Genomic DNA, 12,435 nt, shown 5'->3' with positions numbered 1-12,435 from the left:
GAAAAATGCTGAAAAAATTTTTAGCTCGCTTAGGAAAAGGTGCCGCAACGGTAGATTTGCGTTTTGAAAATCGTCCGTACCGTGCAGGAGAAACTGTGCAAGGTGAGGTAATCCTGCAAGGCGGCGAGGCAGAGCAAAATATTAACCATGTATCTGTGCGTCTTATTATGAGTCTGGCAGCTAAGGAAGGTACGGTTATGAGAGAAGTCACTGCGATTTCTTTAAGCGGTGCGCTTATCATTCGTCCGAAAGAGCAAAGAGTCATTCCGTTTACGTATACCATTCCTGTGAGTTTACCGTTATCACGCGGAACCGTTTCCTACTATTTTGACACACATCTAGACATTGAAGCGGGTGTAGACCGCACGGATGTGGATCCGCTTATCATTGAGGCGCCGCAAGAGGTACAGGCTGTCTTTCAAGCATTGGAAAGCATAGGCTTCCGTGAAAAGCCGCGTTCCGGCAAACTGGATAAGTACGGTCAGGAATTTTCCTTTTTCCCTGCTCATGCCTTTACGGGGCATGTTAACGAGTTAGAGCTGCGTTTTGCTTATGAAGAAAGTGGCCTTCGGATTTGGTTGGAGGTCGATTGCCCAAGTACCTTCGGGGAAGCTGAAGCGAAGCGTGAATTATTTGTGGAGCATGAAGTGCTGCAAAATAAAGAGAAGCTAAAAGGACTGCTCTATCAAACTATTACTGAGACGGTGCAGCAGCCTCATGCATACACAAATCCATTCTCCTACACATCTCATCATTCTCATCAAGGAAGTCTTACGGGGATGATTGGCGGTTTAGCCGTTGGAATTGTCGGCGGCATGCTGCTGGGAGAATTGTTTGAAGAAGCAATGGAAGGTGCTGCCGGAGCGCTCGGATTCGATGAAGAGACATTCGGCGGAGATGATGAATCCGGATTTGGTGACTTCTTCGGCGGAGACGATGAATTTTAATACGTGTAAAGAAAAATAAAAGAGAGTATCCGATGATTGGATACTCTCTTTTGTAATGATGAAGTTATAAAATTTCGCGGCAAAGCTTCCCATTCTTTTTCTTCTTTTGAACATCAGGCACAAAAGAACAGACCAGCATACTTAGTCCAAAAACACAGGGAAGGGCATGTTAAAGGCTTTGACCGTTACCATACTCAGCAGGTGCACTATGCCCAGCTAAAAAGAACTCAGCATGGTTTTCTTCCGTGCTGAGTTTCTTAATGTTACATGTTTATCTCTTTGGAAGTTTGCTTCATTTGCCGCTGTTTCTTTGCTTTTCGGAAGTGTAACAATTCGTACACAACTGGAATCACTACAAGCGTCAGAAGTGTAGCGATGCTCAAGCCGCCGATTACGACAATCGCAAGGCTTTGCGATACAAGGTTCCCAGTTTCTGCTTTTTTGAATAAGAGAGGAAGCATAGCGCCGATTGTAGCGACTGCTGTCATTAAAATTGGGCGCATCCGTACTGCAGCGGCTTCTACAATGGCATCGCGTATTATCATTTTTTCTTCATTTTGCTTAACGCGGTCGAGCAATACAATTGCGTTTGTTACGACGATGCCAATCAGCATTAACGCACCGAGCAATGATGTTACGTCAACGGAAATTCGGCTGATCAGCAAGCCGAGAACAGCGCCGACCGCTGCAAGCGGCAAGGAGAACAGAATTGCGATTGGCGCGCGAACCGTTTTAAAGGTAATAACCATGATGAGAAATACAAGCCCGATGGAAACGAGCATTGTCATGAACAAGTCTGTAAAATCTTCGGCCTGCTGAGCGCTGGCTCCGCCGATATATACTTTTACGTCTTTTGGAATCGTCATTCCTTTGTTCTTTTTATCACCAAAAATGATTTTATTTACTTCTTGCGAGATTGCGGATAGCTTAGACGGTTCCACTGCAGCAGTTATGCGAATATAAGAGTTACCGTCTTTATGGAATGTGCTTGTCGGCTTTTCTTCCTTTTTGATTTCCGCCACCTTAGAAATTGGTACCATTCCAGCTGGCGTAGCAATCGGAATATTGTTTAAGTCACTGTTTGTTTTCAGGTCCGCAACGGCTTCTAATTGAACAAGCGCATCTTGATTATCTACAGTTACGGTGCCGAGCGGCGTATGATTCAGCATGATCGCAAGCTGACGAGCCACTTGCTCTGTATTGGCAGCAGATTGGTTAACGATAAAGGAATATACGGTCTTTTTCTTTTCCTGGTTCGTTTCTGCAGATGTAACGCCTTCTACATCTTTGATTTTATTTTTAATGTCATTTGCTGTTTTCTCAAGCTCATCTAATTTATCCCCTATTACGTCTATTGTAATAGAAGTGGCGCCTCCTCCCATAACGGCGGTAGCAATTACAGATAATTTAGCACCAGTATATTTGCCCTTTTGCTTGTTCACTTCCTCTACAAATGCATCCTGCTCCTTATCATCCTTTAGAATGATAGTGAAAATTGCATCTGTTGGTGAAGTAACACTGCCGTATTTCGCTGCATCCGCAGAGTTGCCGATTTGCATGTATACGTATTTCACTTGCTTTTGATCCAAAATGAACTTTTCCAATTCCATTGCGTTTTTCTTCACATCCTGGATCGGCGTTTCATTCGGATAGCTTAAAGTCGCTACAACTGCGTCTGCTTTTGATTTGCTGACAGCGCCCTTAGGCATTGTGAAATATGCGCCGATAGAACCGGCGAACATGAAAAATGCAACTAGCAGCACGACCCATTTATGATTTAGGGACCATGTTAAAAATCTAGAGAAGCGGACGGAAGGACTGTGCTCCTTCAGCTTCGCATTTTTCAGCAATGCTGCACTCATCAGCGGCACAACCGTTAAAGCTACAACTAAGGATGCAAGCAAAGAGTAAGTGACTGTAAGAGCGAACGGCAGTAAAAATTCCTGCAGCTGCCCGCTTACTAAGCCGATCGGCAAGAATACTGCAACTGTTGTTAATGTAGAAGATGTGATAGCCGTTCCTACTTCTTTTGTCGCCTCAATAATAAGCTTCTTTGAAAATGGTTCAGTTTGCGTTTTTCGGAAAATATTTTCGATAACGACGATGCTGTCATCTACGAGACGTCCTACAGCTACAGCTACGCCGCCCAGCGTTAAAATATTCAAGGTAATGCCTGAGCGCGAGAGCAAAAATAGTGTGAAACAAAGGGATAATGGGATAGAAACGATTGTAATAAAAGTAGAACGAATATTGCGCAAGAACAGCATAATAACGATTGTAGCGAACAGCGCGCCTAACAATACTTCTTTCATCATGCTTGTAACAGAGGTTTCGACCATATTTCCAGTTGCGATAATAACGTTGGATTGTACGCCTTTAAATTGTTCATTTACTTTCTTCGTTGTTTTTTCTACCTCATGGCTCACTTTAACAGCATTAGATTGGCTGTCCTTCGTTACAATAAGAAGCAAGCCGTCCTTGCCGTCAATTCTTGTTGTTGTGTTTTCCGGTTTTTTCAGCTCGATTGCAGAAACATCAGAAAGTTTCACATTCGGAGCTACAAGCACTTTTTTCAAATCATCTACGTTTTTGATGTTGCCTATAACCTTTAGGTTGCTTGCTTTGCCATCAATCGTTTTTTCGCCTACCGCAACCGCAAGATTTTGGCCTTGCAATACGTTCATGATGCTTTCAAGGCTAACTTGCTTTTGCTCCATGCTTGAGCTGTTGAGTTTAATAGATACGTATGTATCAATAACACCGGCAGTTTGAACGTTGGATACGCCTTTAATATCCTCAAACATTGGAATGATATCCTTTTTAGCGAATTCCAGATTGCTTGGCGTTACGCCGCTGTCAAAGGTAATAGCTACATCTGCCACAGGAATCATAGTGGTGTTCAGCAATACTACGTTTGGTTTCATGACATTTTGCGGCAGCGTCAGTGTATCCAAAGACTCTTGAATGCCTCGTTTTGCTTCTTTCAAATCCGTTTTCGGTTCAAAGAATACATCAATTCGTGTAAAACCGTCGCCTATTGTAGAAAAGACATTTCGTTTTCCTTTCACTAGAGAAACAGCTTTCTCAATCGGTTCAGTTACCTGCTTTTCCATGCTGCTCGCGTCCATGCCTTGCCCCATGACGACAACAGAAACCTGCGGCTGATCCGCTGCTGGCAGAAATTCCATTGGTAAAGTCGTGTAGCTCACGATTCCCATGATAAGAACTAAGAGTGACATGATAGTAACTGCGGCTTTATTCGCAAAGGACCATTTTGTAAAAAATGACATAGATAACCCCTTCCTTTTTTTCTAAAATTAACCAAATGAATTATATCATCATTAAAGGAACAAAGGTATATGGGAACATTAATTTTTGTAAATTTTACGATAAATTAACTGGAATATGTACAGGGGGATACAGAAGGATTTTTTATTTTTATGCTAAAGTTTTCTATATAAAACTGAATAAAAAAATCGTCTTTTTATAGTGGGGCGAGAGCATCCGGCAACGTGTAGAAGCGGTCAAACCCTTGTAGTGGTCCATGTAAGGGTAAATCAGAGAGAGGAAGTAAGTGCCAATGCCGTTTTGTTCGAAATAGCAAATGAAAATGTCGAAATTATAAATCATTTGTATATAATTACTGTGAGCGGCTTATTCAAAAAAGAAAGCTGTTACTCAACTGCTGAAGAAAGCAAAATAAAAAACAGCTGTGAGTTATGACACAGCTGTTTTTTATTTTTTGATTTTTTTCGTAACGTTCTCCCGAACTCTCTGGATATGCGCCATCTTGTTATCCCAGCAAGCCTGACTTAAATCAACAGGGTACTCTTCCGGATTCATTGTACGCTTATATTCATCCCACAGCAAATGCAAATTCTCTGTTGCGTAAGCTTGTATGTTTTGAATGGCTGGTAATTCGTAGACCGACTTCCCGTTTGTGAAAATATCATGATGCAGCTCGCGTGCCTCGAAGTTGGTCACGAATTTGCTTATAAACGTATGAATAGGGTGAAACATGCGAAGACGTTCTTCCTTCTGCGGCTGTTCTGTTTCAAGAGCGATATAATCTCCTTCTGCATGATGGTTTACGGTATTGATAATGCGATACAGCTTTTTCAGTCCGGGTGTGCTGATTTTTTCAGGATTTGAAGAAAGCTTAATTGTATCAACCAATTGTCCGTTTTCATCTTCAATGGAAACGAGTTTATATACGGCTCCGAGTGCTGGCTGATCAAAGGCAGTGATAATCTTTGTTCCCACTCCCCATGTATCAATTTTTGCTCCTTGGGACTTCAAGTTCATAATGGTATATTCATCAAGATCGCTTGAGGCTATGATTTTCGCATGCGGAAAGCCAGCTTCGTCCAGCATTTTTCGTGCTTCTTTGGACAAGTAAGCCATATCTCCGCTGTCGAGGCGAATTCCGATAAAATTGATTTTATCCCCAAATTCTTTTGCGACGCGAATTGCATTCGGAACACCGGATTTTAAAGTGTCATATGTATCCACAAGAAATACACAATTTTTATGGCGACTTGCATACTTGTAAAAGGCAGTATATTCATCTCGATATGCTTGTACAAGCGCATGGGCATGTGTTCCCGCCACCGGAAGACCGAATTTTTTTCCGGCACGGACATTGCTTGTAGCCGAAAAGCCTCCGATGAAAGCTGCGCGCGTGCCCCATATCGCCGCGTCAAATTCATGTGCGCGCCGGGTACCGAATTCCATCAATACATCCTCACCTGCCGCATGCTTCATACGCGCTGCTTTTGTCGCAATTAATGTTTGGTAGTTCACAATATTGAGCAAAGCCGTTTCCACAAGCTGAGCCTCTGCCAAGGGAGCTTCAACGCGCAGGAGAGGTTCATTGTTGAAGACAAGCTCTCCTTCTCTCATGGAACGAATGTTGCCGGTAAAACGCAAATCTTTTAAATACGCCAGAAACGTCTCTTCATACCCCAGTTCTTCACGCAAATACGTCAAGTCTGTGTCGGAAAATTGAAAGCTTTGTATGTATTCCATTACTTTTTCTACCCCGGCAAAAACCACATAGCCGTTACCAAAAGGGAGCTTGCGGAAATACAGCTCAAAAACCGCGCGCCGGTTATGAATTTCATCCGCCCAATATGTTTCGACCATATTGAGTTGATATAAATCTGTATGCAGTGCAAAGCTGTCGTCCTCATATCTTTTTTCCATATCTGAAGCCTCCGTTAAACTGCCTTGTTATAGTATGGATAGAATTTAAAAATACATTCCATAGTATAGATAGATTTTCCTGTTGATTTCTGAAGAAAGAATAGAAAAATCTATAACGGGAGGGAGAGAATACAAGCCGCCGTAAATCAAGCAGAAAAATTATTCTTTTGCAAAGATTGTGAAGCGGCTATGCTCTGAACTTCTTCCATATGTACAGCACGGTGCATATCCCAAGCACCCCGATTATCCACTTTGCCTGTTGCGTCCCGATTGTTACTTGGTAAGCGGAATACACTTCCAGCAGTTGAGCTGGAATTTTTCCTAGTGTGCTCGCGAAGAGAAATGTAACTGTAGAAACTCTTCCCAGTGCCGCAAACAAAGTTATTATACCTGAAGGAACGAACGGAAGCAGACGCAACGAAAAAATCAGCAAAAAAGCTTCTTTTCCTTCTGCATGAAGAAGCTTTTGCACTTTCGGATAATTAGTTATTTTTCGCTCTGTAATGTTGCGAAATCCAAAACGGTACAGGAAAAAAGCAACGGCTGCTCCTAAAGCTTCGCCCAAAATGGAGAGAAGAGTTCCGTTTATCAGACCGAATACCTTGATATTAAGAGCAGTTAAAAAAATGCTTGGAATAAATCCGAAAATGCCAATTAAAATATTTAAGAAAACACTGAGCGGTGCTGCCAGAATATGATAGCTGGTCAGCAAATCTTCGATGTGGGCTTCCATTTGTTTCTCCTTATCTCGTAATGTGACATTATTTTATCATATGGCGGTTCATTCTCCTTCGTAAAGTATACAAGCTGTATTTAAAAAGCATCTATTCGCTATCCCCTAACACTGCTTTTGGCATAGGAATCAACACTGCCACCCATGCAAACAAAAGAAGGACTACAGTACAATGCGGGTCTTTGGAAAGAGCCCGTGTTTTTTTGTATACTTTTAAACGAGGTGACAAAAATGAAAACGATTCGGCTATTATGGAGTGCATTGCTTACTGTAATGATTCTAAGCGGATGCGGTCAAATAATTGACAAACAAAGCGGAAATACAAGCGTTCAGCAAGCAAGCGACACGATTCTTGATGAGATGGAAAGGTCGAACGGTCATACACTGGAGAAGCATGTCGGCAAAACGGATGAGCAGCTAAGAGAACGAATCAATCAAGAAAACGTTACAGCTGCAAGCACATACTATAATAAAGAAACCGCGACAAAAGCAGTACGAGAAAGCTTGCGTATACATGATAAAGAAATTAGGCAATGGCTGAATGAGTCAAAGAGAGACCGTCTTGTGCTCAATACACATCATTCCTTTGCGGTTGGAAAAACAGTATTGCGGTCGGATATGCGAGTGCACGAAGATGTACATAATACAGTTACGGTATTAGCAAGAGATTCATCGAGCGCGCTCAAATATAAAATCATTACTTCTTATCCAAACTTAAAACGAGGGGAATAACATGTATCCAGAGTTTCAATATTTTTTAGAAGCATATTGCACATTGAGCCTAGAGGAAGAGTCATTATTACAGGCAATCGAACAATTTAAAGAGCACGAAAATCAAGAAATTCAAAGAGTACTGCAGGGAGAACTGCAAGAAATGCTTGTGAATGGCAAGTTAAAAGAGGCGAAACAGATGATAGAAGAATACGGTCACAGGCAGTTGACAATAACGGAGGCAGAAGAGTGGGTGAAACAGCTGGCCGGCAAATTGCAAAAACAAGGGGCGTGAATCACGCCCCTTGTTTTGCATAAGTGCTTTTTGAGATACGGTCGCTTTCAAGAACTTGACCGTTTTGTGTTACTGTTTTATAAGTGTATACGATAACATTCTTAGCTGTTTCACTTACAACTTGTGAAGAGACCTGTACGTTTTTCCCTGTGCTTGTTCCAAAAATGCGTACGACTGCTTCATTGTTTTCTACAAAGGATTGAATATAAATATGGTGCCCTGTGTTATTTTTAAACTTCAAGTCAGGACCGTAGTCTGCAACGGTTGCATCTTGACCAAGCGGAACATAATGAACCGGCAGAGAGTGATTGCTGCGCTCTACAATAGATAAGTCAGCGCGCAAAATTGCTCCGTACAGCGTACTGCTGACTTGACATACACCGCCGCCAGCGCTTTGTTCTACTTTACCGTTGACATAGACAGCAGCGGATTGATAGCCGTTCGCTGCATCTGTAATACCAACGCGTCCATTGAAGCTGAACACTTCATCAGGTGCAATAAATGCGCCAGTTAAAGTGCTAGCTGCGCGCTGTACATTGAAAAGCTGGCTTCCATTTCGGCCATTCATCGGAGTGTGATATTCTGCGATGACTTCTTTAATGCCCATGTTCTGGACATCTTCTGTTGTACGCTCAGGTTTTACTGCGACTACAGGGATTTGAATCTGTTGATTTACTGTGCTGACGGCTTGCTCTGTTAAGGCTTTTAATTGATTTTTATCTACTTTAGAGCCGTCTGTGCTTTGTGTAATTTGAATATTGGTGCCAGTGATGGAAATGGAGGCATTTTCCGGCGTGCTCAAAAAGTCATTGTACTTATCCTTCATAAACTCATCGTATTTTGCGCTGTTTAAGTAAGCTTGAAGATGGTAATTACGGTCCAATCCATTTTGGACAGCTTTTTTGCGCAAGTTATATCGCTCTGTTACGCTTCCCTGTTGTTCTTTGAAGATCTGGTCAGCAATCTCAGTCCCCTTGTATTGAACCCCTAAATTCTTCCACGTGTAAGTGTTGTTTTGTTCATTTAATGTATACGTAATTGCATGCTGATTGAGTTGCTCCACTTTTTGCTGAATGATGTCATTAACCTCTTTTTTCGTTTTTCCATCAAGAGAAACACCTTCAAATGTAGTACGAGGTAAAACGTATGTATCCAGTTCTTTATTTAGCTTATTAACGTAATTATAGGCAAATCCACCTGCAACACAAAGACCTATGCTGCCAGTGACAACGGAACCAATAATCCAGTTACGCAGTTTCATCTATTTCCCCCCAAAAAACATTTTTCTACTTTTTATGTTATATAGGTTAGTAGCTAATTTATTAAGTATTAGTATACTATTAAAGTGTTTGTTTGTGTAATGAAAAAATAAAAAATGTTACATTCGTGTAATATTCATTTGAGTATATATAGAGATGTTCTTCTGGATTAATTATAAAACAAAACTTGTCTGAAATGTTGCACTATTTGGATTTTTTTTGTAACTATTTGTACGAAATTGGAGATGCTAGAAAATGAATTATAAAAGAGAAGCATTTAAAGTAAAGAACGGTATCTTATAAATTATATAAATGAATTATAATTTCGACATGTTCATGTGCTATGTGCAACGAAAAGGGAGTATTGTATGCTTCTTCCCTCTGGTTTACCCTTGCATGAACCACTACAAAGGTTTGACCGCTTCTGCACGTCGCCGGATGATCTCTCCCCACTATAAAAAGACGTTTTTTTTATTTACGTGTATATAGTATGTAGAAAAACAAGCGCGTATATGTATCTGTTTTTACATTAATTTCTTGTCAGCATCTTTTGAATCATTATCTTCATCTTCGGCTATTTTCAATTGCTTCTCTCTATTTCGTGTCGTGTTTTTCGTTTTCAGAGCATGAAAAAAGCTGCTTCTGTACGAAGCAGCTTACTGAATGGTTTTGTGTTCTGTACTTCCGGAAACTCCTAAATGTTCTTGTAAAGAGGTAATGGTTTTTTCCAGTTCTTTCGGATCCGGCACATAGTAATAAACACCATCAATGTATTTATCTTCACCCTTAACTTGCGTTTTTTCCATATTTAATTGTGTTCCCATCATATTCTTTGTAATAGCCATCATATCGTCAAACGTTAAGTTCGTTTTCATGTTCGTTCCAACTGCATCAATCAGCTTTCCAAGCTTGCTTACAGATTCTACAGATAAAGCTTTTTTGGCGATTGCTTCTAAAACAAGCTGTTGACGTTGGCCGCGCATATAATCGCTGTCGATATGACGAGTTCTTGCCAAGGCAAGAGCTTGTTCGCCATTTAAATGCTGATAACCCTTTTCAAGATGAATAGCTTTCGCTTGGTCGCTGCTGTTTTGCTCTGTAAAGGCTACAGGCACGTTCATGTCAATACCGCCCAGCGTGTTCACGATTTTCATAAATGATTCGAAGTTAAACTTTACGTAATAGTCTATAGGAACATCCAAAAAATCCTCCACTGTTGTAATGGTGCTGTCTACTCCTCCAAATACGTGAGCGTGATTAATTTTATCCTTCTTTTTGCGGGAAGGGATATACACATACGAATCACGAGGAATACTTAAGAGTTTAATAGATTTATCGCTTTTATTAATCGTTGCAAGTAAAAGCGCATCTGTACGGACTGCTTCTCCATACTCTTTCTTTCGCTTCTCACTTTCATCTACGCCCATAATTAAAATAGAAACGTTGTCTTTTAAAGGCTGCACTGTTTTTTCACGCTTTTTTGATTTATCACCGCGGTTCAGTTCTGTAAATGCATCATTTGCAACCGCTTTTGCTTTGCTATATAAATAAGAGCTATATCCAATCCCTCCGGCTATCATTAATATAAGAGGGAAAACTATAAACCAAAGGATGCGTCGTTTTTTTGAACGGTTGTTGCCGTTTCGCTCCTGCCGTAAGTTAGCTTTCATCTATTTGTCTCCTTTTTGCAATATCCTTACAACCTTATCATCTGTCTATACAATAAATGGAATAGGCACATTCTCTATTTTACATAAATAAAGTTTGATTTCACTAAAATTTTTGATTTGAAATGAAATTGAAATATTAAGGCTCTATTCTCTTTTTTTATCATTTCCCTTTGTTGCATAAAGGGGGTTTCAAAATAATAAGCAGGTGTTTACACAAACACCTGCTTAGGAAATATTAAAGCATAACACTGACGATAGACATCGATACTGTAGACATGGCAGATGCGCAAAGCGTGTACAAACGAGGCGGCGGAATTCTGCCAAGCTGTTTTTTGACGGTAATGAAAACTTCGGATTGGCCAACGATGGCAGATGCTACCGCGTTATAAGACTCCAGTTTTCCAAGACCGTTAATTTTACTTAATACGAATCCGATATATCGGATGATAAAAGGCAGGATGCGGAAGTGCTGCAGGATGCCGATCAGCACGGAGATAAACACGATAGGAAGCAATACGTTAAGGAAGAATACCATGGCTCCCTTATTGGCAAGACCTCCGAATACGAAATTCACGCCGTCCGCTGCGTACTCAAGCAACTTTCCAAATAAGTTTGAAACGCCTCTGATTAAAATCAATCCAACTTCTGTATTTAGCAGCAAGTATGTCAGAATAAGCTGGATTACCAGCATGATGAGCATAGGTTTAATTTTAATATGGCGTCTATTGTTGCTTGCCAGAAAAGCAAGGAAAAAGACCACAACAAGCCCGAGCAAAAAGATTAAAAATTTCACTTTATGTAGCCTCCTAGAAGCATGGTAAATTCCTTTTTATAGGTTGAGCATTTACAATGAGAATATGTAAAGAAAGGAGATGGAGAAAATGAGGCTGAACCGGATTCATCATGTTGCAATTATTTGCAAAGACTATGAAGCATCAAAAAGCTTTTATGCAGATGTGCTTGGACTGCAAATCATAAATGAGGTATATCGAGAAGAGCGAGACTCTTATAAGCTGGATTTAGCCGTAGGCGAAACATATCAAATCGAGTTATTTTCATTTCCTGATCCGCCGAAGCGCTCAAGTTTTCCTGAGGCGGCAGGATTGCGTCATTTAGCTTTTGAAGCAGATAATGTAGAAGAGGTAGCGGAAGAATTGTGTAAAAAGGGTGTTTCTGTCGAGGAAATTCGGATAGATCCTATTACTGGAAGGAAGTTTACGTTTTTTCAAGATCCTGATGGGTTACCTTTGGAAATTTATGGGAAATAAAAGGTCGGCAAAAGGGGTAAAAAGGAAAGTAAACAAAGAAACGTTTAGAAACAGCCAAGCGCACTATAAAGAAATTGTGAATACGAATCAGCATTGGATTGTTGATAAACCTTCTATATATAACTTCTTTCGTGCACATGATGCTTCAGAGATTATGCCTTTGTTTTGCAGCTTAGATAATGTATGGGGAGATTTGCTGCAGAATCTTAAAACATACGGCTATTGTCACTTCCGCTTAAAGCATTGATTATTGCTTTAAAAAAATCATGTGCATTACAATACAGCTTCAATTGGTGAAATTTATAATGATTTTCTTTACAATAGATGAGAAAGAATATAAATACTGA

The 12,435-nt window shown here is 40.5% G+C and carries 10 protein-coding genes and 1 pseudogene; 5 read left to right on the top strand and 6 right to left on the bottom strand.

Translation table 11 applies throughout. The features are described 5' to 3' along the window. Window positions 1–5: 5 nt before the first annotated feature. Complete coding sequence (locus H540_RS0108665) at window positions 6–947, top strand: sporulation protein (RefSeq protein ID WP_028400299.1); 942 nt, start codon at window positions 6–8, stop codon at window positions 945–947. 263 nt (window positions 948–1,210) lie between these two features. On the opposite strand, the gene H540_RS0108655 is transcribed toward H540_RS0108665, so the two are convergent. The 3 genes from H540_RS0108655 to H540_RS0108645 all read right to left on the bottom strand — a co-directional run bounded on the left by H540_RS0108655 (window position 1,211) and on the right by H540_RS0108645 (window position 6,885). Then, window positions 1,211–4,237: an efflux RND transporter permease subunit gene (locus H540_RS0108655; protein ID WP_028400297.1), complete on the bottom strand. Its 3,027-nt coding sequence runs from the start codon at window positions 4,235–4,237 to the stop codon at window positions 1,211–1,213. Window positions 4,238–4,682: 445 nt separating this feature from the next. Further along, window positions 4,683–6,152 carry a nicotinate phosphoribosyltransferase gene (locus H540_RS0108650; protein ID WP_028400296.1) on the bottom strand — a complete coding sequence of 490 codons (1,470 nt, stop codon included), beginning with the start codon at window positions 6,150–6,152 and terminating at the stop codon, window positions 4,683–4,685. A gap of 187 nt (window positions 6,153–6,339) precedes the next feature. Further along, window positions 6,340–6,885 carry a TVP38/TMEM64 family protein gene (locus tag H540_RS0108645; RefSeq protein ID WP_028400295.1) on the bottom strand — a complete coding sequence of 182 codons (546 nt, stop codon included), beginning with the start codon at window positions 6,883–6,885 and terminating at the stop codon, window positions 6,340–6,342. 231 nt (window positions 6,886–7,116) lie between these two features. Here H540_RS0108645 and H540_RS0108640 point away from each other — a divergent pair, with 231 nt between their 5' ends. Then, window positions 7,117–7,617, top strand: a complete 501-nt coding sequence (locus H540_RS0108640; RefSeq protein WP_028400294.1) for an RNase A-like domain-containing lipoprotein — start codon at window positions 7,117–7,119, stop codon at window positions 7,615–7,617. Window position 7,618: 1 nt separating this feature from the next. Next, window positions 7,619–7,891 (top strand): hypothetical protein, encoded by a 273-nt coding sequence (locus H540_RS29275; RefSeq protein ID WP_034670628.1) that lies wholly within the window; start codon window positions 7,619–7,621, stop codon window positions 7,889–7,891. A gap of 1 nt (window position 7,892) precedes the next feature. Here the strand turns inward: H540_RS29275 and H540_RS0108630 are convergent, their stop codons facing one another. From H540_RS0108630 to H540_RS29270, 3 genes and pseudogenes are all read right to left on the bottom strand, one after another. Next, the gene (locus H540_RS0108630) at window positions 7,893–9,152 is read right to left on the bottom strand and encodes a VanW family protein (protein ID WP_028400293.1); all 1,260 of its coding nucleotides are present in this window, start codon (window positions 9,150–9,152) and stop codon (window positions 7,893–7,895) included. A gap of 654 nt (window positions 9,153–9,806) precedes the next feature. Then, window positions 9,807–10,820 carry an LCP family protein gene (locus H540_RS0108625; protein ID WP_028400292.1) on the bottom strand — a complete coding sequence of 338 codons (1,014 nt, stop codon included), beginning with the start codon at window positions 10,818–10,820 and terminating at the stop codon, window positions 9,807–9,809. A 238-nt stretch (window positions 10,821–11,058) separates the two neighbouring features. Beyond that, window positions 11,059–11,613: pseudogene (locus tag H540_RS29270) on the bottom strand (Na+ dependent nucleoside transporter N-terminal domain-containing protein); the annotation flags it as partial. Between the two features lie 88 nt (window positions 11,614–11,701). Here H540_RS29270 and gloA2 point away from each other — a divergent pair. Both gloA2 and H540_RS0108610 read left to right on the top strand, forming a co-directional pair. Beyond that, window positions 11,702–12,088, top strand: a complete 387-nt coding sequence (gene gloA2, locus H540_RS0108615) for an SMU1112c/YaeR family gloxylase I-like metalloprotein (RefSeq protein WP_028400291.1) — start codon at window positions 11,702–11,704, stop codon at window positions 12,086–12,088. Next, a complete protein-coding gene (locus H540_RS0108610) occupies window positions 12,078–12,335 on the top strand; it encodes a hypothetical protein (protein ID WP_034670626.1) in 258 nt (85 codons plus the stop codon). The genes gloA2 and H540_RS0108610 overlap by 11 nt, the downstream gene beginning before the upstream one ends. The last annotated feature ends 100 nt before the right edge of the window (window positions 12,336–12,435 follow it).

The organism is Ectobacillus panaciterrae DSM 19096 (assembly GCF_000430785.1).
Lineage (GTDB): Bacteria > Bacillota > Bacilli > Bacillales > Bacillaceae_G > Ectobacillus > Ectobacillus panaciterrae.
Note: the sequence above shows the minus strand (reverse complement) of the source record. Positions and strands in the feature narration are given on the sequence as shown.

Coding starts and splice junctions, on each gene's coding strand:
- H540_RS0108665 (WP_028400299.1), top strand. CDS start 6: ATGCTGAAAAAATTTTTAGCTCGCTTAGGAAAAGGTGCCGCAACGGTA.
- H540_RS0108655 (WP_028400297.1), bottom strand. CDS start 4,237: ATGTCATTTTTTACAAAATGGTCCTTTGCGAATAAAGCCGCAGTTACT.
- H540_RS0108650 (WP_028400296.1), bottom strand. CDS start 6,152: ATGGAAAAAAGATATGAGGACGACAGCTTTGCACTGCATACAGATTTA.
- H540_RS0108645 (WP_028400295.1), bottom strand. CDS start 6,885: ATGGAAGCCCACATCGAAGATTTGCTGACCAGCTATCATATTCTGGCA.
- H540_RS0108640 (WP_028400294.1), top strand. CDS start 7,117: ATGAAAACGATTCGGCTATTATGGAGTGCATTGCTTACTGTAATGATT.
- H540_RS29275 (WP_034670628.1), top strand. CDS start 7,619: ATGTATCCAGAGTTTCAATATTTTTTAGAAGCATATTGCACATTGAGC.
- H540_RS0108630 (WP_028400293.1), bottom strand. CDS start 9,152: ATGAAACTGCGTAACTGGATTATTGGTTCCGTTGTCACTGGCAGCATA.
- H540_RS0108625 (WP_028400292.1), bottom strand. CDS start 10,820: ATGAAAGCTAACTTACGGCAGGAGCGAAACGGCAACAACCGTTCAAAA.
- gloA2 (WP_028400291.1), top strand. CDS start 11,702: ATGAGGCTGAACCGGATTCATCATGTTGCAATTATTTGCAAAGACTAT.
- H540_RS0108610 (WP_034670626.1), top strand. CDS start 12,078: ATGGGAAATAAAAGGTCGGCAAAAGGGGTAAAAAGGAAAGTAAACAAA.